This is a genomic window from Cryobacterium sp. TMT2-15-1, from assembly GCF_004402345.1.
GTDB classification, from domain to species: Bacteria; Actinomycetota; Actinomycetes; order Actinomycetales; family Microbacteriaceae; genus Cryobacterium; species Cryobacterium sandaracinum.
The window spans coordinates 22,730-44,561 of sequence record NZ_SOGD01000021.1; the positions used below are offsets into that span (position 1 = coordinate 22,730).

24 protein-coding genes and 2 pseudogenes are annotated in these 21,832 nt (G+C 64.6%); 16 read left to right on the forward strand and 10 right to left on the reverse strand.

Features of this window, described 5'->3' with window-relative positions; genetic code table 11:
• Nucleotides 1–2 precede the first annotated feature (2 nt).
• From E3O62_RS04635 to E3O62_RS04655, 5 genes and pseudogenes are all read right to left on the reverse strand, one after another.
• On the reverse strand, nt 3–398 hold the full coding sequence (locus E3O62_RS04635) for a hypothetical protein (RefSeq protein ID WP_134397695.1): 396 nt from the start codon (nt 396–398) through the stop codon (nt 3–5).
• Nucleotides 395–871, reverse strand: a complete 477-nt coding sequence (locus E3O62_RS04640; protein ID WP_198410594.1) for a DoxX family protein — start codon at nt 869–871, stop codon at nt 395–397. The genes E3O62_RS04635 and E3O62_RS04640 overlap by 4 nt, the downstream gene beginning before the upstream one ends.
• A 285-nt stretch (nt 872–1,156) precedes the next feature.
• On the reverse strand, nt 1,157–1,741 hold the full coding sequence (locus E3O62_RS04645) for a DUF3618 domain-containing protein (RefSeq protein ID WP_134397696.1): 585 nt from the start codon (nt 1,739–1,741) through the stop codon (nt 1,157–1,159).
• Nucleotides 1,742–1,804: 63 nt separating this feature from the next.
• Nucleotides 1,805–1,996: pseudogene (locus E3O62_RS04650) on the reverse strand (phage holin family protein); the annotation flags it as partial.
• Nucleotides 1,993–2,556 carry a hypothetical protein gene (locus tag E3O62_RS04655; RefSeq protein ID WP_134397698.1) on the reverse strand — a complete coding sequence of 188 codons (564 nt, stop codon included), beginning with the start codon at nt 2,554–2,556 and terminating at the stop codon, nt 1,993–1,995. The gene E3O62_RS04655 and the pseudogene E3O62_RS04650, both read right to left, overlap by 4 nt.
• Nucleotides 2,557–2,858: 302 nt before the next feature.
• Between E3O62_RS04655 and E3O62_RS04660 the strand changes: the two genes are divergently transcribed.
• Complete coding sequence (locus E3O62_RS04660; RefSeq protein ID WP_134397699.1) at nt 2,859–3,497, forward strand: hypothetical protein; 639 nt, start codon at nt 2,859–2,861, stop codon at nt 3,495–3,497.
• Here the strand turns inward: E3O62_RS04660 and E3O62_RS04665 are convergent.
• A complete protein-coding gene (locus tag E3O62_RS04665; RefSeq protein WP_134397700.1) occupies nt 3,494–4,117 on the reverse strand; it encodes a LysE family transporter in 624 nt (207 codons plus the stop codon). The two genes, E3O62_RS04660 and E3O62_RS04665, sit on opposite strands and share 4 nt — an antisense overlap.
• A gap of 50 nt (nt 4,118–4,167) precedes the next feature.
• Nucleotides 4,168–5,061, reverse strand: coding sequence for a DUF808 domain-containing protein (locus tag E3O62_RS04670; RefSeq protein ID WP_134397713.1), 894 nt, complete (start codon nt 5,059–5,061; stop codon nt 4,168–4,170).
• Nucleotides 5,062–5,258: 197 nt separating this feature from the next.
• On the opposite strand from E3O62_RS04670, the gene E3O62_RS04675 reads away from it, so the two are divergent.
• The 6 genes and pseudogenes from E3O62_RS04675 to E3O62_RS17510 form a co-directional block, all read left to right on the forward strand.
• Nucleotides 5,259–5,825, forward strand: coding sequence for a PadR family transcriptional regulator (locus E3O62_RS04675; RefSeq protein WP_134393591.1), 567 nt, complete (start codon nt 5,259–5,261; stop codon nt 5,823–5,825).
• Nucleotides 5,826–5,862: 37 nt separating this feature from the next.
• On the forward strand, nt 5,863–7,569 hold the full coding sequence (locus E3O62_RS04680; protein WP_134397701.1) for an AarF/ABC1/UbiB kinase family protein: 1,707 nt from the start codon (nt 5,863–5,865) through the stop codon (nt 7,567–7,569).
• Nucleotides 7,570–7,778: 209 nt separating this feature from the next.
• Entirely contained in the window at nt 7,779–7,985 is a 207-nt protein-coding gene (locus tag E3O62_RS16510; RefSeq protein WP_166786416.1) for a low affinity iron permease family protein, read from the forward strand.
• A gap of 131 nt (nt 7,986–8,116) precedes the next feature.
• Nucleotides 8,117–9,370, forward strand: coding sequence for a GGDEF domain-containing protein (locus tag E3O62_RS04690; protein WP_134397703.1), 1,254 nt, complete (start codon nt 8,117–8,119; stop codon nt 9,368–9,370).
• Nucleotides 9,262–9,849, forward strand: coding sequence for an EAL domain-containing protein (locus E3O62_RS04695; protein ID WP_134397704.1), 588 nt, complete (start codon nt 9,262–9,264; stop codon nt 9,847–9,849). The genes E3O62_RS04690 and E3O62_RS04695 overlap by 109 nt, the downstream gene beginning before the upstream one ends.
• A gap of 60 nt (nt 9,850–9,909) precedes the next feature.
• Nucleotides 9,910–10,116: pseudogene (locus tag E3O62_RS17510) on the forward strand (three-helix bundle dimerization domain-containing protein); the annotation flags it as partial.
• A gap of 358 nt (nt 10,117–10,474) precedes the next feature.
• Here E3O62_RS17510 and E3O62_RS04705 read toward each other — a convergent pair.
• Nucleotides 10,475–11,263, reverse strand: coding sequence for an SDR family oxidoreductase (locus E3O62_RS04705; protein ID WP_134397705.1), 789 nt, complete (start codon nt 11,261–11,263; stop codon nt 10,475–10,477).
• 243 nt (nt 11,264–11,506) lie between these two features.
• On the opposite strand from E3O62_RS04705, the gene E3O62_RS04710 reads away from it, so the two are divergent.
• The 7 genes from E3O62_RS04710 to E3O62_RS04740 all read left to right on the forward strand — a co-directional run bounded on the left by E3O62_RS04710 (nt 11,507) and on the right by E3O62_RS04740 (nt 17,531).
• Nucleotides 11,507–12,148 carry an ABC transporter permease gene (locus tag E3O62_RS04710; protein ID WP_104101578.1) on the forward strand — a complete coding sequence of 214 codons (642 nt, stop codon included), beginning with the start codon at nt 11,507–11,509 and terminating at the stop codon, nt 12,146–12,148.
• 61 nt (nt 12,149–12,209) lie between these two features.
• Nucleotides 12,210–13,457, forward strand: a complete 1,248-nt coding sequence (locus tag E3O62_RS04715) for an ATP-binding cassette domain-containing protein (protein ID WP_134393626.1) — start codon at nt 12,210–12,212, stop codon at nt 13,455–13,457.
• Nucleotides 13,458–13,564: 107 nt separating this feature from the next.
• Nucleotides 13,565–14,290, forward strand: coding sequence for an ABC transporter permease (locus E3O62_RS04720; protein WP_134397714.1), 726 nt, complete (start codon nt 13,565–13,567; stop codon nt 14,288–14,290).
• Complete coding sequence (locus E3O62_RS04725; protein ID WP_134393586.1) at nt 14,291–15,316, forward strand: glycine betaine ABC transporter substrate-binding protein; 1,026 nt, start codon at nt 14,291–14,293, stop codon at nt 15,314–15,316.
• A 140-nt stretch (nt 15,317–15,456) separates the two neighbouring features.
• Nucleotides 15,457–16,161, forward strand: coding sequence for a histidine phosphatase family protein (locus E3O62_RS04730; protein ID WP_134393585.1), 705 nt, complete (start codon nt 15,457–15,459; stop codon nt 16,159–16,161).
• 9 nt (nt 16,162–16,170) lie between these two features.
• Nucleotides 16,171–16,743, forward strand: coding sequence for a DUF3090 domain-containing protein (locus E3O62_RS04735; RefSeq protein ID WP_134393584.1), 573 nt, complete (start codon nt 16,171–16,173; stop codon nt 16,741–16,743).
• On the forward strand, nt 16,743–17,531 hold the full coding sequence (locus E3O62_RS04740; RefSeq protein ID WP_134397706.1) for an SCO1664 family protein: 789 nt from the start codon (nt 16,743–16,745) through the stop codon (nt 17,529–17,531). Before E3O62_RS04735 ends, E3O62_RS04740 begins: the two co-directional genes overlap by 1 nt.
• 1 nt (nt 17,532) lies before the next feature.
• Here the strand turns inward: E3O62_RS04740 and nrdG are convergent, their stop codons facing one another.
• A complete protein-coding gene (nrdG, locus tag E3O62_RS04745; protein WP_134397707.1) occupies nt 17,533–18,135 on the reverse strand; it encodes an anaerobic ribonucleoside-triphosphate reductase activating protein in 603 nt (200 codons plus the stop codon).
• Nucleotides 18,128–20,365 carry an anaerobic ribonucleoside-triphosphate reductase gene (gene nrdD, locus E3O62_RS04750; RefSeq protein WP_134397715.1) on the reverse strand — a complete coding sequence of 746 codons (2,238 nt, stop codon included), beginning with the start codon at nt 20,363–20,365 and terminating at the stop codon, nt 18,128–18,130. Before nrdD ends, nrdG begins: the two co-directional genes overlap by 8 nt.
• A 309-nt stretch (nt 20,366–20,674) precedes the next feature.
• Here nrdD and E3O62_RS04755 point away from each other — a divergent pair, with 309 nt between their 5' ends.
• Nucleotides 20,675–21,514: a pseudouridine synthase gene (locus tag E3O62_RS04755; protein WP_241973323.1), complete on the forward strand. Its 840-nt coding sequence runs from the start codon at nt 20,675–20,677 to the stop codon at nt 21,512–21,514.
• A gap of 84 nt (nt 21,515–21,598) precedes the next feature.
• Nucleotides 21,599–21,832, forward strand: a 234-nt coding sequence (locus tag E3O62_RS04760) for a hypothetical protein (protein WP_134397709.1), incomplete at its 3' end; no start/stop codon positions are given.

A 21,832-nucleotide genomic window follows, 5' to 3' on the forward strand; every position in this document is an offset into this window, starting at 1 on the left:
GCTTACCTTTCGTCGTAATCGTGGGTGCGAATGGGCGAACGGACAGCGCGGGCGAGCATGAGAAGCCCGATGCCGAGACCACCGGTGACCGCCATGGTGGAGGCGTCGCCGCCCAGCGGCCTGAAAGACGCTGCGAGCCCTGCGAGTTGGACGAGCGCGGCGACGGTCAGCAGAACACCGGCGGCAGTGTAGAGCGCGGGGCGCCGCGTGGTACCGCCGGCGATGGCGAGTGCGCCACTCACAAGTAGAACGACAGCACCGGTTGCCCCGATGTGCAGGAAGTCGAATTCGGTCGGAAGCTGGGCGCCGAACACAAAGCCCGCAAACACAAGTGAGGCCAGGCCGAGAAGAACGCTACCGCGGTCGAAGGCGCTCGAGCCGGCTGGTGATCGCCTCATGACAGCCTCATCATCAGTCGGGCTGCGCGCCCTGAGGATTGCACCCACTGCTGGCGAAGGACACCGTCGATTCCATAGCTTCGCCCAGCTGCGGTCGCGAAGATCGCGAGGTGAGCAAGCGCCATGAGATAGTACGACCAGTGCCATTCGTTCGGGGCGAAAAGTACTGAAAGCGTGATTGCAAGGGTCTGGCCGATGCCGACGACAGCCCAGAAACGCGTGGCAAGGCCGATGAGCAGAAAAGCCCCGAGTCCGCCTTCGACGAGGAGGGTGAACCACCCGAAGACCTCGATATTGGGCAGGATGACGGCTTCGACGAGTGAGGAGTAGGGCGGCAGAACAGGATGGGCGACCGCCTGGCTCGCCCAGAAGTACAGCCCGTTCTCCTGTGATCGGCCGAAGTCCGGAGGAATCTTCCAGGCGACATTCTGGATCCACATCAGTGCAACACCAACGCGGAGCACCGCGATCATGACCCCTGTGGCGCGGGGAACGGGGACCGCGACAACCGGCGCATCACTGAGACGGGACATAAGAACCATTCATCTCCAGCATCCAAGCGGCACGGAGAGCAAACCGCAATACCGGGACGATGACTAATCCCAAAAACTTCCCATCGGAAACCCATCATTTGCCCAACCGTGCGTTGCGCTCGGTCTGCTGACCGGAGAGTGAAGAGGGCAGGCAACGGCCGGCGAGGAGCTGCACCGCGTGAGCGGGTCGCGTAGCTCGTCGCCGGCCGCCGGGATCTACCGGCGCTATAAGGCCGAGGTCTGCCCCGCGTGCTTCGCTTCGTCGCGCACCTGGCCGGCAGCGTCGGTGGTCTCGGTCTGCACGGTGCCTGCCGCATCGGTGGCCGTTTCCTTCACGGCCTCTGCTGCGTTGCTGAGCGGCTGCTTGAGGTTCTCGCCGACCTGCTTTGCGGCGTCGGTCACCTCCTGAACGAGAGGCTCAGCTGCTTCAGCAACATTTCCGGCGATTCGCTTCTCTGTGGGGCTCGCCGGAACCAGCGACGACGCCAGCCAGCCGACACCGAAGGCGATCAGGCCGATGGCCAAAGGGGTTCCCCTCGCCTTCTGGGCGGCCTGGTGTGCGAGGCCGGAGGCGTCTTCGCTCACTCCATTAAGGGAATCGCCCGCGTCGGATGCCGAACCCATCAGTTTGTCTTTCACAGAGCCCACGGCTCCCTTCACTTTCTCGGTCTGACGTTGCATGATTTTGTCGGGCGTGACCTTGTCAGCCAAGGCGTCGACGTCGCTGCCGAGTTCGCGGCGGGTCTTTTCGATCTCGGCGCGAAGAATGTCCGGATCGGTGTTCGTGCCGGAAGTGAAATCGGTGCTCATCGGTTTTCCTCATTTCGTTTGAGTGCGTCTGGAATGTGCTTCAGAGAATCGACGGTGCGCGGCGCCGGCATACCCCGCACCCCCGAGCAGTCCCGCTCCCTTGCCGGCGCGGGTGGCAGACTGGCGCACTTCCGCCTTGGCCAGAGCAACCTCCTGGCGCACGAGTGTGGACACGTCACGGGTGACCTCACCGAGCAGGTCGCCCAGGGAGGTCTCGGCGGCCTTGCGTTCGGAGGGAGTGTGCAGGTCAGTCATCGGGGCAGCCCACCGAGGCCGGGGGTGGTCGAGGGGAACCCGGCGTTGGAACCGTAGTCGGAGCCAGCGGTGAAATCGGGGTTGGTCGCGGTGTAACCAGGGGTGACCGTGGACTCGGGAGTGGAATCTTCGGCAGAGTCCTTATGCTCCTCGATCACTCCGCGCGTCAGCCGTCCGGCGAGGACGCCCGCCACCGCCGCGATGGCGATAAAGGTTCCGGGCTTGCGCCGGGCATAATTCTTAACCTCGCTGAGGAGGGATCCTGGATCGCGCTGGTCCAGCCAGTCCGCGATACCGGTAGCCCGCGTCGCGGCCTGTTGGGCAAGGTCGCTGGCCACTCCCTGCGTTTCGGATGTTCCGGCCATCGCGCCGAACTCGTCGGCGAGCGATCGGATGACCGACGCGACCCGCTTCTGCTGGGATGCGGCCTGGTCAGCGAGCTCCGTCTGGGTCTCCCGGTACAGGGCCTTCGCCTGACTCTTGGTCTCAGAGCCGACCTTGTGCAACTCCTGCTTGGTGACACCGGCGACGTGCTGACCGGCGGCATTCCCGGATGGCACTTAACATGATTCGGCGCCCGGAGGCAGCGCAAGCAACCTGAGAAAACAGACGAATTCTGCCAGAGTGTGTGACGAACCGGGATAAATTGCGTCACTAAGAACTGACTTCCCGGCCTTCTATGAACGCCTGCACGAGGCACAGCGGGCGACAATCGTGGTCACCCATCGCATGATAAATTCGAGTGTTCCGGTACCGGAGCGTCACATCACGCAGAACATCGTCGAGAGGCTCAAGCATGAGCGAGAAACTGAGCTTCCGAGTCCGACGCCTCACTCAGAGGCATCGTTCTGCTTTCGTCGCGTTGTTCACTGAACACCCGCAGGCCGAAGTCGATGACGCGCCTGAGATCTATTTCGACGACACCATCGAACTCCAAATCGCGTCCATGGCTCTCGCCCTCGTCGCCGAAACTGATGACGGTCGGCTTCTCGGCGCTCTTGTCACCGAACCGGACAGTTACGTCGACGAGAATCAGCTCGACGAAGACTCCACCGACGATGACATCGACGATGCAATCGTCAGCGACCACGGCACCGCCGTCTTCGAGTTGCTGATCACCGGTGGATCCGCGCAGGTGTGCCGAGAACTCCTCAACACTCTCGCACCGGCCCTCACCACCCGCGGTTTCGCTCAGGTGCATGCCAGCGTCCCACCAGACCTCGCCGAGGTGTTCCGCGGTCAAGGGTGGGTTGTCCTGCCAGAAAACACGGGCATCGCATGGATGGGCATGGACCAGTCAGACGAGCAGGTGCGCGATTATGAAGCGATCCCGAGCAGCTCGCTGGCCGCGTTCCTCGTGATCGACCCTAACGTGTACATGTCTTGGCCGTATGACGCCCCTGACAACCCCGAAGATGACGACTCGCGACAGGAGAACATCGCCACAGGCATGGAGGAGTTCGCAGCTCGGGTGGAGGCAGAAGCATCCTCAGATTCTTAGTGGATGACGGCGAGCAGCACGCCGACGCCCACGAAGAGTACGCCGAAAATGCGGTTCAACACGCGTTGGCCGCGACCATCGCGGGTGAATCGCTGGAATGAACGCGCTGTTCCGGCGAAGAAGAACCACATCACCAGAATGTCGATCGCAACGACGGTGGCCGCGACGATCAGATACTGAGTCGGCATCGGTCTGTCCACTCGGATGAACTGGGGTAGGAACGCGAGGAAGAACACGACCGCTTTGGGGTTGAGTATGTTCACCCACAGCCCGCGTCGGAACATCGACCAACGGGGCTCAGCGCTCAGGGCTCGGGTGCGCTCGCCATCAAGTTCCGGCTTGGCCAGAAACTGACGGATGCCCAGGTAGACGAGGTAGGCGGCACCCGCGTAGCGAATGACGTTAAAGGCGATCGGAGAACCGGCCACGAGCAGACCGACACCGAGTGCCACGATCACGATGTGGATGAGAAGCGCGGCCTGCTGGCCCAGGATTCCCCAGATGGAGCGGCGGAAGCCCGCGTTGAGCGCGTTGCTCATGGTGTTGATCGCCCCCGCACCGGGCGTGAAGCTGATCAGGGTGCCCGCGCCGACAAGGGCCACCCACAGGGAGAACTGCACCGGGACATCCTCGTTTCATGCTGTTTGCGGCTTGCCAGCCGGCGACGGAATCAGGCCGGTACGCGGTGGGACCGACTCTTCTTGCGAAGGCGCGAGATCCCGAACAGGGCCGCGGCAATGATCAGACCGAGAATGAGCCCGAAAACGAGCGACATCGCAGTGTCGGTGACCCAGGCAATGATGGGTCCCGCAGGTTCGACCGCCTGCGTCACGGCGTGCAGAAAGTCGTAGGGAACGCTCCAGATCGTGTCGTTCAGGTTCACGATCACCAGATGGCCTCCCACCCACAACATGGCGACCGTGCCGATGACGCTGATCACTCGGAATACGGCCGGCATCGATCGCACAATGCGCGCGCCGGTGCGTCGGACCCGTCGTACCGGGTGCTTCATCAGCGTCAGCCCGATGTCGTCGATCTTGACCAGCAGGGCGACCGCGCCGTAGACGAGCACCGTCATCCCCAGACCGATCACGATCAAGGCGCCGAGCGTCATCCAGATCCCAAAGTCGGGATCGAGACCCGCCAGTGCGATGAGCATGATCTCCGTGCTGAGGATGAGGTCGGTGCGAATAGCGCCGAAGACGAGCTTTCGCTCATCCCTCATCTCAGGGTCATCAGTGCCGTGATGAACTCCGAACCACTCGGTGACTTTCTCCGCACCCTCGAAACACAGATAGGTGCCGCCGATGATCAGCAGCCACGGCAACACCCACGGCGCGAAGGCCGAGAGGAGGAGTGCGAGCGGGATGATGATGACGAACTTGTTGAACAGGCTACCGAGAGCGATCCGCCACACGATGGGAAGCTCGCGCGCCGGTGACAGCCCCTGAACGTACTGAGGCGTGACGGCCGCATCGTCGATCACGACGCCTGCGGTCTTCGCGCTCGCTTTGAGAGCGGCGGTAAGTACGTCATCGACAACGGCGAGCAGGCCGACGGACATCTGGTTCTCCTCGGATTCAGGGGCATCGTCCCGGTTCAGGGCGACGGCACTGGGGTCAACATTACCGCGAGGCAGGGTGGGCACAGGCGCCTCCCAGACGGTGGAAAGAAGATTGAATCTGGTTTCGCTGTCAGGTCTCGAACGATATATCGTTAACTATCGTCGAGCCTGATGGCTTCGGCGCTGAGGAGGACATCATGAGTGGTTCATTTATGGGTGACGGGTTCGGGGCACGCCGGGGCGGTGCTGGTGAGGGCTGGCCCAGCGGGATGTGGGACGCCATGGAGCAGCTGCGCGGACAGTTCGACCGCAAGGCCGGTCCGAGAATGGCACGCGGGGACGTGCGTGCGGCGGTACTTGCGCTGCTCGCTGAGAAGCCGATGCACGGCTACCAGATCATTCATGAGATCGAGGAGCGCAGCAGTGGCGCCTGGAAGCCGAGCCCCGGCTCGGTGTACCCCACGCTTCAGCTGCTTGCGGACGAGGGCCTCATCAACGCGGAGGAGTCCAACGGTCGCAAGACCTACTCGCTCACGGACGAAGGCCGCGGGGTAGCGGATGCCACGGCCGACCAGCCGGCCCCGTGGGAGGCCCAAAACGCCCGGGGCACCGGGCGGGCGACCGCGCTGCCCAAGGCCGGCATCGACCTGGCTCAGGCCGCCGCGCAGGTCGGGCGCTCTGGCAACCCGGAGCAGGTGAAGCAGGCTGTCGCCATCCTGGATGAGGCGCGTCGCAAGCTGTACGCCATCCTCGCCCAGGACTGACCGAGTGCCCACAGCACGTCGGCATCACGGAGATCAGATGACCGACGTCGGGAACTTGCGTGCCCGCTCCCGCCGGATTTTGCGGTTCGCCGCCCTGTATCTGGCGCAGACGTGGTGGTACGAAGTTCTTCTCCCGCGGGTCGGGCTGGCGCGGGTCGCAGCACGAAGCAGATCGGCGCGCCTGCAGCACATCGCGCAACGCTTTCACGTGCTCGCGGTCGACCTGGGTGGCCTCATGATCAAGGTGGGCCAGTTCATGTCGTCGCGCCTCGACGTGCTGCCTCCGGAGATCACGAAAGAGCTCGAGGGTCTGCAGGACGAGGTTCCGCCGGTGCCTTTTCCGGCGATCCAAGCCGTCGCCGAAGCCGAGCTGGGTGTGACGCTCGAGCATGCGTTCTCTTACATCGATCCCACGCCGCTGGCCGCAGCATCCCTCGGTCAGGTGCATCGCGCTCGGCTGTCGGAACTGGATGCCGCCGAGACAGGCCTGCTCGACGTCGTCGTCAAGATTCAGCGGCCGGGCATCAGCGAGATCGTCGATGTCGACCTCGGCGCTCTCCGACGTGTCGCCCGCTGGCTCAGCCACGTGCGTCTCGTCTCGGATCGCGTCGACATGCCCGCCCTGGTCGAGGAATTCGCGTTCACGAGTCTTGAGGAGATCGACTACCTGCACGAGGCGGCAAGCGCCGAACGATTCGATCAGAACTTCACAGACGACCCCCGGGTCAGCGTTCCCGAAATGGTGTGGGAGCGCACTACCCGGCGCGTATTGACCCTCCAAGACGTGACCGCGATCAAGATCAACGACGTCGACGGGCTGAGGGCAGCCGGAATCGACCCGTCGGAAGTTGCCGAAGACTTCGCGGCGGTCATGTTCGACCAGCTCTTCGTCAATGGCTATTTCCACGCCGACCCGCACCCCGGGAACATCTTCGTCACGCCGCTCGCCACCGGTGTACCCGACACGAACCACGGCCGGGCCTGGAAGTTCACCTTCATCGACTTCGGGATGATGGGCGACGTGCCCGATGTCTTACGTCGGGGCCTGGTGAATCTGCTCATCGCCGCCGCGTCACGGGACGGAAAGGGGATGGTGGACGGCATCCGCGAAGTGGGTGTGCTCCTGCCGTCCGCTGACACCGCCGAACTCGAGCGCGCGATGACGAAGCTGTTCGCCCGTTTCGGTGGGATGGGTTTCGCCGAGTTGCAGGATGTCGACCCACGCGAGTTCCGCGCCTTCGCCATCGAGTTCGGTGATGTGGTTCGCTCGCTGCCGTTTCAGCTTCCGGAAAACTTTCTGCTCATCGTGCGCGCGATGTCGCTGACCTCGGGAATGTGCAGTTCGCTCGACCCTGCGTTCAATATCTGGAATTCCGTCGAGCCATATTCCGCCCAGCTGATCCGCGCCGAGGGTGGGAACGTGGTGCAGGCGGCCGCAAAGCAAGTGGCGTCGGTTGCGGCCATCATCGCGCGGCTTCCCCAGCGGCTCGACGACCTCACGACGCGATTCGACGAGGGTACCGTCTCGGTGCAGACTCCCCGGATCGAGCGTCGCTTGGTCGCCATCGAGCGAACCGCACGTCAGATCGTCTCGGCAATCCTCTTCGCCGCTCTGCTGATCGGCGGCATTCTGCTGCGGGCCGAAGATGTCGTGCTCGGAACGGTGCTCGTAGCCGTGTCCGCGCTCCCGCTGTTGCACGCCCTCTTCGCCGGGTTATCGTCGCGGCGCGGACCGCTGCCCTAGTCCCGACTGCGCGGAACGCCATTTCGGTTACTGTGATGCCTATGTCTGGTCAGAACGAAAAGCAGGATGCGGGGTCGCCGTCGGCCTCGAGGTCGCGACGCGCGCCTGGTCGCCGACCTCACCGCGGCGGCGTCAGAAGTGACCCGCGAGGCGAAAGCCGCGGTCCAACGCGGCGGCAGCACCTGTGGGGCAGCCGCCTTCTTCATCGGGTGGGTGATGCGACCGCGCTCGCCACGGTGGGGTCGGCTGTCGCATTCCTCACGGCGCTGTGGCTGATGGTGGGCTTCTTGGTTGGCTTTCCTTCCTGGTGGAACAACATTCTCTACAGCGTGACGTCCTCGATCACCCTCGTCATGGTGTTCGTCATCCAGCACACTCAGGCTCGTCAGCAGGCAAAAACCGAAGCCCAGCCATAACTGTGAGTGTGATTCCGCTGAAGTAACGACCCGCTGTTCATCTCGCAATGATGAGCGGCGGGCGGCTGAACAACTGGCAAACTCCGGCGGGTTACGTCGGGTCCCGGATAGCAGTCGGGTGATCATTTGGGATGAGCACCATTCCTGACGCCCCACCCAATTGCGTGGGGCGGGTCGTGTGCCTGGCAGACCTGGCTACCAGCGTCCAACAGGTGACGGCCACGACGCCGGTCAGCGAAATCGACCGCGTTTTCCGTGCGAACCGACAACTTCGTTCCCTCGTCGTGCGGGAAGACGGCAGTTTCTTCCTGTTGACACGGGAACAGGTGGAATTCACTCTGACCGGACGGTTGGGCTACGGTCGCGGCCTGCATGCCCGGTCGACGGCCATCCAGATGGTGCCGGAAAATTCCTTCGCCCTGCCCGGTGCGATGAGCCTGGCGAATGCGGCGCAGCGCATCCTGGAGCTGCTGGAGGGCAACCGTTACCGTGACGTGCTCGTGCTGACCGACGAGGGGCCACGGGTCGTGTCGGTGTCTCAGATCTTCGAACGGTTGTCGACAGAATTTCGATACGCCGCACTCCACGATTCCCTGACCGGACTGCCCAACCGCCGGCAATTGGAGGAGAGCGGAGCCGCGTCGATTGAGGGAACCGTGGACATGACCCGCATCGCGGTTCTCTACATCGACCTTGACGGTTTCAAAGCGATCAACGACACCTTCGGTCACCAGGCCGGAGATGAGATCCTGGTCGGCTTCGCAGACCGGCTGCGCGACATCGTTCGCCCCGCCGATGTGCTCGCCCGCATCGGCGGCGACGAGTTTGCGGCGTTGTTGGTCGACGTGGATGACGTGCAGCTTCTCGCCATCGCGGATCAGGTCGTACTCGGCGCGTCGGTGCCTTTCGTCTGTGACGGCCATCTGCTGCATGTTTCGGCATCCGTCGGCATCGCAATGGCCGGTGATGTCGGAGCAGAACGGGAACTGAGCTGGCTTGACGCGTTGCTCCGCCACGCCGATGGGGCCATGCTCAAGGCCAAGCAGGCCGGAAAACGCCAGGTCGCCCGTCTCGATGGGCACGGCGAGGCCGCGCCCATCGTTCGGAATGCGCTCATCCGGCGGCGCCTGCCGCAGGCCTTCGCGACCCGCGCTTTCAACTTGCACTACCAGCCGCAGATGGACCTGGCCAGCGGCGACCGTTCGGCGGTGGAGGCGCTGCTGCGCTGGACCGACCCGATTCTGGCCCCGTCTCGCCCGCCGAATTCATTCCGATCATGGAGTTGTCCGGCGACATCCACCGCATCGGGCAACGGGTCCTCAACGAGGTCTGCGCCCAGGCCAGACTCTGGTTGGATGCGGGAACCCCGCGCCGAGTCGCAGTGAATGTGTCTCCACTCCAACTGGCGGCCCGCACCATCGTTCCCGAGCTCGTTGAGGCACTCCACCGGCATCGCATACCGGCGCACCTCATCGAGGTTGAAATCACCGAGGGCGCCGCGATCACCGATCTGCCCCGGGCGATCGGACAGCTCCAACAGCTCCGGGAGGCGGGGATCAGCATCGCCCTGGACGACTACGGCACCGGCTTCTCTTCGCTTGCCCTGCTGCGTAGCCTGCCTCTGACCACGGTCAAGATCGACAAATCCTTCGTCGACAACATCGATTCCTCACCCTCGGACGCCCTGCTCGTGGGCGGGATCATCGACACCGCTCATGCCATCGGGCTCTCGGTCACAGCCGAAGGCGTCGAACGTCAGGACCAACTCCAGCTTCTGCGTGACTTGCGCTGTGACGCCGTGCAGGGCTACCTCATTTCGCGGCCCGTCGCCCCAGAGGACCTCCCGCAACGGTGCTCCATTTGACGCGCTGAACCGAACACGGCTGGGCAAGCGAGCAGAAAAGACGCACTCAGGGCCGTCGCAGAGGTGGTCGATCGTCTCGCCGAGAGATTCCCGCATGTTTCGCGCACGAGTATCGAGAGGGCGGTCCTCTACGAACGCCGAGCCTCGGACGGACCGCCGATCCAAGACTATGTGCCGTACTGGTTGAACACGGTGCCACGGGCCGCCTGCTCGGGCGCGGCAGGACAACAACCTCCTGGTGTGGGGCGCGGCAGCACCTCGTACTGAACGAATCCGACGGAGATTTTGCTCTAAACAGCGCGTTGAGGCTCAAAAACGGGTGTCTGACCCAAAATCTCCGTCGAATTGGTGCGAGGCCGGGCATGGCGCTGCAACAACCTCCTCGGCGCCGAGTTCACCGCGCGCTGGATGCTGATGTTGCCGAATTGGGTGCGCGCACGCACCGTGACGGTCGGCTCGGACGCGTCGGGAGCACGTCGCCATCGAGCTTGTTGCGCACGTGCCCTTCCTTCGAGGTCAGGTCGAGCCAGGCGGCGACACCGGGCCGCACGCCGATGGTGCTCTGGCCGAATCCGCTCTCGACCTGGCACTAGATCTGACCTTCCGGGAGCCACAGACCGATCGGCTAGCCCCGGGGAAGGAAGATCGAACCGGCAAGTGTGATCACCGTTCTGCGTGGGATGAACGTGACGAGCGACGCAGTGACTCTGTTGCGCGCACCGACAACCACGGACGGCACCGATTTTCTGGCGCTGATGGCAGCCAGGGTAACGTCGACGACATTCGAGGCCGGCACTCGCTTGCCGGGTGACTGCGAACCGGCGACGTCGAAAAACTCAGTGTCGGTGGAACCCGGACTCACCGCGAAAACCCGCACTCCGGTGTTGTGAGTCTCGCCCCAGACGGCCTCGGTGAACGACAGGACGAACGCCTTCGTGGCTGCGTAGACCGCCATCCCGGGCACGGGCTGGTACGCCGAGGTGCTGGCGATGTTCACGATGATGCCCGAGTCTCGGGCCACCATGCCCGGCAGGAAGGCAGCCGTCAGGTCGACCAGCGTGCTGACGTTCAGAGCGATCTCCGAGTGAAGGCGGGCTCGGTCTTCGTCGACCAGGCGCGCATTGGTTCCGAAGCCGGCGTTGTTCACGAGAACATCGACGGTGATCTGCTGGTCGAGGAGTTGGTGCTCGACCGCGGCGGCCGCACCGGGCACGCTCAGGTCCTGCGAAATGACGTGGACGTCGACCCCGTTCTGCTTGCGCAATTCGGATGCGAGAGCCTCCAATTCGTCGGTTCGGCGGGCCACCAGAATGAGGCTCGTCCCCTTCGCGGCGAAGGCTCGGGCGAAGTGACTGCCGATGCCCGAGCTGGCGCCGGTGACGAGGGCTGTCTTGCCTGCGAGATCGAAATTCATTCAGCTGCATCCTGACGTAAACGGTGTTCACACCCTAGAGGAGCATCCAGTCGGCCAGTCAGGCGCTCACCGGTCCGTAATATCTCGCTGCGGCCATAGGGGGAGTGGCCGTGCGAGAATAATTAGCAACCCTCACCGCAGGCTTACGGCCTGCGTCCCCATCCAGTTCGGCATCCGCGCCTCCCGTTGCGCCCGTGCCGGTGGCGGTGCATCGGTGTGTTCTCGACTCGAAGAGGTTTTGATGTGTTGGACTTTCTAGGGGATCAGTATGAGCAGATCCTATTCAGCAGTTGGCAGCATTTCAGCCTTGTCGTTCAGTGCCTGATCCTGGCGACAGTCATCGCCGTCGTGCTGGCTTCGCTCGTCTACCGCAGTTCCGCGCTCACCGGGATCGCCAACTCGGTGTCGGCCATCGGCCTGACCATCCCGTCGTTTGCCTTCATCGGGCTGCTCATCGCGCCGCTCGGCTTCGGTGTCCTTCCGGCCGTCGTCGTGGTGGCGTTCTTCGCCACGCTGCCCATTTTGCGGAACGCGGTCGTGGGCCTGTCGGGTATTGCTCCATCGATCGTGGAATCCGCCCGCGGCATCGGCATGAGCCGGTTTCGCACGCTCCTTCAGGTGGAACTGCCGATCGCCTGGCCGATCATCCTCACGGGCGTTCGGGTCTCCGCTCAGATGGTCATGGGTGTCGCCGCGATCGCCGCATATTCCCTCGGCCCGGGCCTGGGTGGATTCATCTTCTCCGGCCTCTCCCGCCTCGGCGGCGCCAACTCCCTCGAGTCGGTACTGACGGGCGTCATCGGCGTTGTCGTGCTCGCTCTTATTCTTGATCTCCTTCTCGTCGGCCTCGGCCGCCTGACCACACCTCGAGGTATCCGTGTCTGAGTTCATTGCATCCAACCCTGCTGAATCCAGCAGCACCGAGGAATCCGTCACCCCCACCGGCATCACCGGTGCAAGCATCCTGTTGGACCACGTCACCAAGCGGTTCCCCGGCCAGGCGCGCCCCGCCGTCGACGGTCTCACCATGGAGATCCCGGCCGGCAAGATCGTGATGCTCGTCGGTCCCTCGGGCTGCGGCAAGACCACGACCCTTAAGATGATCAACCGGCTCATCGAACCGACCGAGGGTCGCATCGTCGTCGACGGTGACGACGTCACCGACATGAACGGCGACACCCTGCGCCGAGGTATCGGCTATGTCATTCAGGCCGGGGGACTCTTCCCGCACATGACGGTCGCCACCAACATCGGCATCGTGCCGAAGATGCTCGGCTGGGACAAAGCCCGCATCGCGGCCCGCGTCGACGAGCTCCTCGAGCTTGTTTCCCTCGACCCGGCGCTCTACCGCGACCGATACCCCAAGGAGCTCTCCGGCGGCCAGCAGCAACGCGTCGGCGTGGCGCGCGCCCTCGCGGCCGACCCGCCCGTGCTCCTGATGGACGAGCCCTTCGGCGCCGTCGACCCGATCACCCGCCTGCGCCTGCAGGACGAACTGCTCAACATCCAGGAAGAATTGCAGAAGACCATCGTCTGCGTCACCCACGACTTCGACGAGGCCGTCAAGCTCGGCGACTGGATCGCCATCTTCAACGAGGGTGCCCAGCTCGTGCAGTACGACACCCCGGAACGCATCCTCGGCGACCCGGCCAACGAGTTCGTCGAAAACTTCATCGGGTCCGGCGCCGGCCTCAAACAGCTCACCCTGACCCGGGTGGCGGAGGTCAGCCTCAGCGACGCAGTCGTGGGCCAACCCGGTGAACGGGCAGCGGATGTGCTGGCCCGCGTCGTCGAGACCGGCCACGGCCACGCGGTCATCGTCGATGAGCGTCGCCGACCCATTCAGTGGCTCTCCGCGCGCCAGCTCGGCCGCCTGGAGGTCATCAGCGACGTTCCCGACCCGAAACTTCCGGTCGTCGGCAAGCGGGCCACGCTCAATGATGCGCTCGACACGATGCTCGTCTCGAGCGCCGGGGCCGTGCTCGTCACGGGCCGCCGCGACATGTTCAAGGGCGTCATCGACGTTCAAACCGTGATGGACGCCATCACCCGGTCACAGTCCGCGGCCGTGCTTGAGTCAGACCAGGCCCCCGTCGGGCTGAACACCGGCCTGTTCCAGGCGCAGGTGTCGGCCGCCGAGGCAGACCTGATCGAGACCGATCCCAGCGGCGCTGACGCACGGTCCGTTCAGTGAGTACCCGCACCCCGCATACAGAGGCGGGCCTTGCCGGCGGCGATTCCGCCGTTGAAACGCCGGGCGACCCGACTGCGGCCGGCGTACCGGTCAGCCGTGCTCGCACGGTGTGGCGATCCTGGCGGGGTCTGGTCTACCAGCTGGTCGGCATCCTGCTCGCGTTCCTGGCGCTCGTGATCTGGCTGCTGACGGCCGACCTGTCGCCGATCGTGCTCACCACCCTCGCTCCCGGCGCGCTCTGGGTCTACACGGTGGAGCACATCCAGCTCACCCTGCTCGCCGCGGTGATCGTGTTGGTCATCGCGATTCCCTTGGGAATCGCCCTGACCCGCAAGCCCTTGCGGTTTCTGACCGCACCGGTGCTCGCCATCGCCAACTTCGGTCAGGCGGCCCCCGCGATCGGCGTCGTCGTGCTGCTCGCGTTCTGGGTCGGCTTCGGCTTCTGGGCCGCGACGCTGAGTCTCGTGCTCTACGCCGCGCTCCCGGTGCTGCGCAACACCATGGTGGGCCTGCAGCAGGTCGACGCCCGCCTCATCGAGGCCGGACGAGGCATGGGCATGAGCTCCGCCGCCGTATTGTTTCGGGTGGAGCTCCCGCTCGCCGTTCCGGTCATGCTGTCGGGCGTGCGCACCGCTCTCGTTCTGCTGGTGGGCACCGCGGCCCTGGCCACGTTCGTCAACGGCGGCGGACTCGGCATCCTGATCACTACGGGCGTCAATCTCAGCCTCGCCCCCGTGCTCGTCACGGGAGCGCTGCTCGTGGCTCTGCTCGCCCTGCTCATCGACTGGGCAGGCCGCGTTGTGGAACACATCGCTCACCCGAAGGGACTCTAGATGTACCGCTCGTCTTCTCGCACCCGCCTCACGTCCCTCGGCCGCTGGGGGGTGGCGGCCGGTCTCCTCGCCCTGTCCGCAGTCGTTCTGAGCGGTTGCGGACTGAAGCCGGCAACCTCGTACGTTCCCGCGGTCGGACCTGGGTCGATCACCCCGCTCGAGGGTGCTGAGGGCGTCGACCTCACGGTCACGTCCAAGAACTTCACGGAGCAGCTTCTGCTCGGCAAGATCGCGGTGCTCGCCGGGACCGCCGCGGGATTCGACGTCACAGACCTCAGTAATCTGCCCGGCAGTCAGCCGACCCGAGAGCTGATTCTTTCTGGTCAGGCCGACGTGCTCTGGGAATACACCGGAACCGCGTGGCTGACCTACCTCGGTCAGGATGAGTCGATCGCCGACCAAGACAAAATGTGGCAAGCCGTGTATGACATCGACATCCAGAACGGCGTCACCTGGGGCGCACCGGCCCCGATGAATAACACCTACGCCCTGGCTGTGCGCAGTGAGGCGGTCGCCGAGCTCGGCGGCATCACGACCATGTCCGAACTCGCCGCGTTGCCGGTCGAGGATCGCACTTTCTGCGTCGAATCCGAATTCAACTCCCGCCCGGACGGCATGAACCCCATGCTCGCCCACTACGGACTCGAACGTGGCGCCGCTGATGGGGTGCCCGATGGCAACATCGGAATCTACGACACCGGTGCGATCTACAGCGCGACCGACGACGGAGCCTGCAACTTCGGCGAGGTTTTCACGACCGACGGCCGACTCGACGCGCTCGACCTCACAGTTCTGACCGACGATCTCGCGTTTTTCCCTGCGTACAACGTCGCGCCGGTCTTCTTCACCGAGTCGATCGAGGCCACCCCCGGCCTGGAAGAAATCTTCGCCCGGATTTCACCCAAGCTCACCGACGAGGTTCTGCGCGGCATGAACCGTCAGGTCGACGTCGACGGAAAGGAACCCGCTGATGTGGCCTATGCCTGGATGATCGACGAGGGGTTCATCACCGACCCGACCGACTGAGTCACGGAGAGTCCAGCTGACTGCACCGCGTGGACGGTGTCGGCGGTCAGCTTGACGGACGCGACGTGACATCCGGCCGCCTGAGGCATCAGATCGTCTGGCCGGGCGCCGTTCCCACCCCGCCTGTCTAGGCTGTACCCATGGCCACAGTCATCCTCGTGCGGCACGGTCGCACCACCGCAAATGCCACCGGAATGCTGGCCGGCCGCGCTGCCGGCGTTCGGCTCGACCAGATCGGGCAGGATCAGGCCGCCCAGACGGCCAAGCGCCTGGCCGTGGTGCCGCTGGTCGGCGTGGTGTCGAGTCCTCTGGAGCGCTGCCGGCAGACATCTCAGTTCATCCTGGACCACCAGGCCGGCTCGCTCGTGACGCCGGTGGAGGAGGGCATCACCGAGTGCGATTACGGTGAGTGGCAGGGCCAGGCCCTCGGCGATCTCGCCAAGGAGAAGCTCTGGTCGACAGTGCAGTCTCAACCGTCGGCCGTCACCTTTCCCGGCGGAGAGTCGATGGCGACCATGCAGGCCCGGTCGGTCGCCGCCATCCGTCGTCACGATGCGGCGTTCGAGGCCGAGCACGGTCCGGGCGCGGTGTGGGTGGCGGTCAGCCACGGCGACATCATCAAGTCCGTTCTGGCCGATGCGCTCGGCATGCACCTCGACCTCTTCCAGCGCATCAACGTGGGTCCGGCATCCGTTTCGATCGTGCGCTACGGCACCAGCCGGCCGAGCGTGCACGCCATCAACACGGATGCCGGCGACCTCGCCTGGCTCGGCGCCAGCGCCCCTCTGGCCGACGCGCCGGTCGGTGGCGGGGCCGGTCAGGCGCCGCACCCAACGGTCGCCTAAAATACCGACATGTCCACAATCGTCCATGAGTTTTCCTGGCCGGATCGTGTCGTCATCGGCACCGTCGGTCTGCCTGGTTCTCGCACGTTCTACCTGCAGGTGCGCACTGGAGCTCAGATCGTGAGCATCGCCCTGGAGAAACAACAATCGGCGCTGCTCGCCGAGAAAATCGACGAGATGCTCGACCAGCTGATGAGCCATGAGGGCAACCCGTTCAGCATCCCGAGCACCACCCCCGTCGAACTCGTCGACAACGAGCCGCTGGATCAGCCCGTCGCGGAGGAATTCCGCACCGGCGGGATGAGCCTGGGCTGGGACCCGTCGACCGTGCAGGTCGTGCTTGAGGCCTACCCGCTCGTGGAAGTCGATCCGGGCAGTGACGACGTGCCCGACGAGGATCTGCTCGACGCGATCATGCAGGAGCCGGCGGAGATGCTTCTGGTACGGATGCCCGTCGGTACCGCCCGGGCCTTCGCCACGCGCACCCGCGAGGTGGTGGGGGCCGGCCGCCCCCTCTGCCCGCTCTGCGGCGATCCCATCGAGGCCGACGGACACACCTGCACCCTCCCCGGCAGCCCCTGATGCACGATGCCGCCCTCGACGGTGAGCTCGACGGTGAGCTCAACGGTGAGCTCGAGCTCACGGGACGCATCACGACGGCCTCGAACGCGACCTTCCTCGGAACCATCGGTGGATTCACGGTGGTCTACAAGCCCATCGCCGGTGAGAATCCGTTGTGGGACTTTCCCGACGGCAATCTTGCCAACCGCGAGGCCTCGGCCTACCTGGTCTCACAGGCCTTCGGCTGGAACGTCGTGCCTCGGACCTGGCTGCGGGGTGGCCCGATGGGCCGGGGGATGGTGCAGCTGTGGCAGCATGCCGATCCCGATCAGGATGCCGTCGACCTCGTCCCGTGGGAAGCCGCGCCGACCCCGGGCTGGCGTCGCGTCTTCGACGGCCGGGACGAGCACAATCGTGCGGTGACCCTCATCCATGAGGACTCGGCCGCGATGCGACGCATGGCCGTGTTCGACATCGTCGTGAACAACGCCGATCGCAAGGGCGACCACATCCTCGCGATGCCGAACGGGCACCGTCATGGCATCGACCACGGCCTCACCTTTCACGTTGACCACAAGTTGCGCACCGTGCTCTGGGGCTGGCTGGGCGACGAACTCACCGCCGACGAGCTGGATGGGATCGACCGGGTCAGTGCGCAGCTGACCGGCGAGCTCGGCGACATCCTCGCCGGGTTGCTCAGCGACGCCGAGATCGTCGCACTCGCTGCACGCTGCGACCGGTTGCGCACTGAGGGGCGGTTCCCCGCGCCGCGCGGCGACATGCCCGCGGTGCCCTGGCCGCTGTTCTGACCTAGATCAGTTTCCGTTTCTCGATCTGTTCGAAGGTGCCGGTCGCGTCCGTGAGCCCGCCCCACAGCGTCACCTGTCCACTGGCCAGGGACTCCTGAACGTCGATGATCCGCTGGTTGCTGCTACCCCGGAACTGCAGCTTGAGGTCGCGCTGGGCGAGTTCGAACCGACCGTCGACCAGAACGTCGATCGTGCCGAGAAGGGCCAACTTGTCCGCACTCTCCCGCAACAGTTCTTCGAACGTGTAGCCGGTCCAGCACCACACATCCTTCGACGTGCCGAGCTCCCGGCGCACGCGGTCGAGGAGGGCCAGGCACACCCCGGTGTTGAGGAACGGCTCCCCGCCGAGGAGGGTGAGGCCCTGGACGTACTCCTGGCCAAGGTCGGCCAGGATCCGGTCCTCGAGTTCCGGGGTGTACGGCTGCCCGTAGCGGAAACTCCAGGTGGCCTCGTTGAAACAGCCCTCACAGGCGAACAGGCAACCGGACAGGTACAGGCTGCACCGCACCCCCTCGCCGTCGACGAAGACGAAGGGCTTGTAGTCGCCGACGTACCGCTGGCTCAGTTTCTCCGACAGCCACTCGCCGGGCCGGGGGTTACGCATCCTCGGCGACGGATGCCGCGGCATCCGCCCCACGGATGCCGGTGGCGCCCGGCATGTGCTTGACCCGGGAGGTGATCTCGGTGTGCCGGCCGTGCACCATCGGGCGGGCCTGCGGGTTGCCGAGGTAGCCACAGGTGCGCTTGACGACATCGCAGGTCATCGGGTCGGCGTTGTGGCACTCGGGGCACTCGAATCCACGCTCGGTGGCGTCGAAGTCGCCCGAGAAGCCACAGGCGTAGCACCGGTCGATCGGAGTGTTGGTGCCCAGATAGCCGACGCGATCGTAGGAGTAGTCCCACACCGCCTCGAGCGCCTTGGGGTTCTGCTGCAGGATCGGGTATTCGCAGTAGTGGATGAACCCGCCGGAGGAGTACGCCGGGTAGACCTTCTCAAAGTCCAGCTTTTCGAACGGCGTCGGGCTCTTGCGAACGTCGTAGTGGAAGCTGTTGGTGTAGTAGTCCTTGTCGGTGAGGTTTGCCACGGCGCCGAACTTCGCGGTGTCGAGTCGGCAGAACCGGTCGGTCAGGCTCTCGCTCGGCGTCGAGTACACGCTGAACTGGTAGCCGTACTCGGCGCTCCATTCCTGGGTGCGCCCATGCAGCGTGCGCAGGATCTCGACGGTGAAGTCCTTCGCTTCGGGATTGGACTCCCAGTCACCGCCGTAAAAGGCCGCGGCCACCTCGTAGAGGCCGATGTAGCCGAGGGAAACGGTGGCGCGCTTGTTCTTGAAGAGGGTGTCGACGGGCTGACCGGCATTCAGGTGTTGGCCGAAGGCGCCGTAGATGTAGAGGATCGGGGCGTTCTCCGGGGTCGCTTCCTTGCACCGGTCGATTCTGAAGAGCAGGGCGTCGCGCGCCGTGCTTACCCGTTCGGCGAGAATGCTCCAGAACTTGTCCTTGTCACCGGCGGCCTCGAGGGCGATCCGGGGCAGGTTGAGCGTCACGACTCCGAGATTCATCCGACCCTCGGAGACGTCGTTGCCCTGCCCGTCGGTCCAGCCCTGCAGGAACGAGCGGCAGCCCATCGGCACCTTGAAGCTGCCGGTGAGTTCGACGATCTTGTCGTAGTTGAGGATGTCGGGGTACATGCGTTTGGTGGAACATTCCAGCGCAAGCTGCTTGATGTCGTAATTCGGGTCGGTCGGTGCCAGGTTGAGGCCGCGCTTGATGGTGAAAATCAGTTTCGGGAAAATCGCCGTGCGCTTCTCACTGCCGAGCCCCTCGATCCGGATCTGTAGGATCGCCTTCTGGATTTCCCGCTCGAACCAGCTGGTGCCGAGGCCGAAGCCCAGGGAGGTGAAGGGGGTCTGCCCGTTCGAGGTGAACAGGGTGTTGATCTCGTACTCGAGGCTCTGCATCGCGTCGTAGATGTCTTTGAGGGTCTTCTCCTCGGCGTAGGACCGGTGCTGCGACTCATCCGCGATCCACTTGCCTGCGTCGACCAGGTGCTTTTCGAGGTTCTTCTCGGCGTAGGGGGCGAGAACTTCGTCGATGCGGTTCCCCGAGCATCCGCCGTACTGGCTCGACGAGACGTTCGCGATGATCTGGGAGATCTGGGCCGTCGCCGTCTGGATCGACCGGGGCGGGTTGACGTCGGCGTTGCCGATTCGGAAGCCCTGGCTCAGCATGGTCGTGAAGTCGATCAGGCAGCAGTTCGTCATCGGCGCATAGGGGTGGTAGTCGAGGTCGTGGAAGTGCAGGTCGCCCTTCTGGTGGGCGTTGGCGACGTGCGGGGGCAACATCTTCAGGCCGATGGCCTTGCCCACCGCGCCGGCGGTCAGGTCTCGCTGCGTGTTGAAGACGTCGCTGTCCTTGTTCGCGTTTTCGTTGACGACCGATTCGTCTTTGCTGATCAGTTTGATGATCGAGTGGTTGATGTCGGTGGCCTTGCTGCGGGCGAAGTCCCGTTGGATGCGGTAGTTGATGTAGGCCTCGGCGGTGTCATATTCCTTGCTGTCCAGCAGGGCGTGTTCCACGATGTTCTGCACTTCGTAGATCTTGACGTCGACCGAGAAGCGCGAGGCGATCTCGCGGTCGACGCGGGCGACCAGATCACGGATGGTTCGGTGCGTGAGCGGGGTCAGCTCGCCGTTGACTTCGGTGAAGCTCTTGGCCAGTGCCGCGTAGATGCGGGCGTTGTCGAAGGCGAGCAGGCGCCCGTCCCGTTTGGCCACCATGAGCGCGCCCAGAGCATGCTCGGTCGTGAGGTTTCCTGCGCCGGGGTTTTCCATTTTCAGCACGCGCTGCCATCTCCTTGGGGTCGGTACCCACGGCAATCGGGCGGGACGCTGAGTCGGGCGAAAGAACCACATCTAGTGGTTGGGGTGCGGTTCACATACTACCTGTAGGGTTTCGCCGTCATGCTCTTCGGCTCGCCGCGGGTGGCTCCGAGTTGGTGGAGCGATTGCCCCGCGGCGTACGATCGGTGAATGCCACCGCCCTCCCCGTTGCCACAGCGCCACGGGCTTGACGCTGCCTGGGTGTGCACGCCGGATGCGGACCGGGCCGGGCCGCATCCGTGGCCGACCATGGGTACGTGGTTGCTCGAGCGACTCGCCGAGTTCGTCGATGTCGCCGGGTTTCTGGCCGGGGAACGCTTCGCCTATCAGTCGGGTGCGCCGGTCGTCGGCAGCGACCCCTATGGCCCGCGTACCTTTGTCTGGATTCATCGCGATCTCGCCGATGAGACAGTTGTGCCCGGGACCATCCACGTGGTGCATCGGGATGCCCGACTCGTCGTGATCGACAAGCCGGCCTTTCTCTCGACCATTCCGCGCGGCCGACACGTTGTACAGAGTGTGGTGGTGCGCTTGCGCGCCGAGTTGGGACTTCCCGAGCTCTCGCCGTTGCATCGACTGGATCGGGTGACGTCTGGCCTCGTGGTTCTGGCGACGGAACGGCGCTGGCGAGGGGAGTATCAATCCATGTTCCAACGTGGCGAGGTCGAAAAGATCTACCGGGCGCTGGCCCCGCTGCGGCAGGATCTGGATTTGCCCGTCACCGTGCGCAACCACCTCACGAGCAGGCGCGGCCACTGGCAGGCCGAGGTGACCGAGGACCCGGCCAATGCCGAGTCGCTGATCGAGCTGGAAACCGTTCTGCAGCACACGGGCGTCTATCGGCTGACGCCGCGCACCGGAAAGACCCATCAGCTGCGGATGCACATGTTGGGCCTGGGGATCCCCATCATCGATGACCCGGTGTATCCGGTCGTTCAGGATGTCGCGCTCGACGATTTCACCCGCCCGCTGCAGCTCCTGGCGAGCGAGGTGACCTTCACCGATCCGATCGACGGGGAGTTGCGCCGCTTCGAGAGCGTCCGGACGCTTCCGCTGCAGGCTGAGGTCGGGGCGCACCGACGGATGCACGTGGTGGGCTAACCACGGCACCGCTCCGACCGAATTACTTTCTACATTCGTGCGGAATCTCTTGACTGCAGATTAGTACACAGATACTATTAGGGCATGGCTGGGGCCCCCACTCCGTACCACCCCACCGCCTCACCGCAGGCGGTGCTCTCGCTCGTGCAGCAGCTGCAGCAGGTGCGTGACGTGGCCGCGGCCGTGCTGGATTCGGTGTCTTTTTCGCTCTTGGGTGAAGCGGACGCGATGATGGTGCTGGGCATGGTCGAAGACCTCGGCCGTCGGGTCGATGCGGCCAGGGTTGCTTCTGCCGCTGATATTTCGGTGCGGTGCCGC

Bases quoted from the DNA above. Each gene is read 5' to 3' on its own strand.
- nrdD (WP_134397715.1), bottom strand. From the start codon at position 20,365: ATGGAAAACCCCGGCGCAGGAAACCTCACGACCGAGCATGCTCTGGGC.
- E3O62_RS04675 (WP_134393591.1), top strand. From the start codon at position 5,259: ATGAGTGGTTCATTTATGGGTGACGGGTTCGGGGCACGCCGGGGCGGT.
- E3O62_RS04640 (WP_198410594.1), bottom strand. From the start codon at position 871: ATGATCGCGGTGCTCCGCGTTGGTGTTGCACTGATGTGGATCCAGAAT.
- E3O62_RS04690 (WP_134397703.1), top strand. From the start codon at position 8,117: ATGAGCACCATTCCTGACGCCCCACCCAATTGCGTGGGGCGGGTCGTG.
- E3O62_RS04740 (WP_134397706.1), top strand. From the start codon at position 16,743: ATGCACGATGCCGCCCTCGACGGTGAGCTCGACGGTGAGCTCAACGGT.
- nrdG (WP_134397707.1), bottom strand. From the start codon at position 18,135: ATGCGTAACCCCCGGCCCGGCGAGTGGCTGTCGGAGAAACTGAGCCAG.
- E3O62_RS04705 (WP_134397705.1), bottom strand. From the start codon at position 11,263: ATGAATTTCGATCTCGCAGGCAAGACAGCCCTCGTCACCGGCGCCAGC.
- E3O62_RS04735 (WP_134393584.1), top strand. From the start codon at position 16,171: ATGTCCACAATCGTCCATGAGTTTTCCTGGCCGGATCGTGTCGTCATC.
- E3O62_RS04695 (WP_134397704.1), top strand. From the start codon at position 9,262: ATGGAGTTGTCCGGCGACATCCACCGCATCGGGCAACGGGTCCTCAAC.
- E3O62_RS04645 (WP_134397696.1), bottom strand. From the start codon at position 1,741: ATGAGCACCGATTTCACTTCCGGCACGAACACCGATCCGGACATTCTT.
- E3O62_RS04670 (WP_134397713.1), bottom strand. From the start codon at position 5,061: ATGTCCGTCGGCCTGCTCGCCGTTGTCGATGACGTACTTACCGCCGCT.
- E3O62_RS04680 (WP_134397701.1), top strand. From the start codon at position 5,863: ATGACCGACGTCGGGAACTTGCGTGCCCGCTCCCGCCGGATTTTGCGG.
- E3O62_RS04725 (WP_134393586.1), top strand. From the start codon at position 14,291: ATGTACCGCTCGTCTTCTCGCACCCGCCTCACGTCCCTCGGCCGCTGG.
- E3O62_RS04635 (WP_134397695.1), bottom strand. From the start codon at position 398: ATGAGGCGATCACCAGCCGGCTCGAGCGCCTTCGACCGCGGTAGCGTT.
- E3O62_RS04730 (WP_134393585.1), top strand. From the start codon at position 15,457: ATGGCCACAGTCATCCTCGTGCGGCACGGTCGCACCACCGCAAATGCC.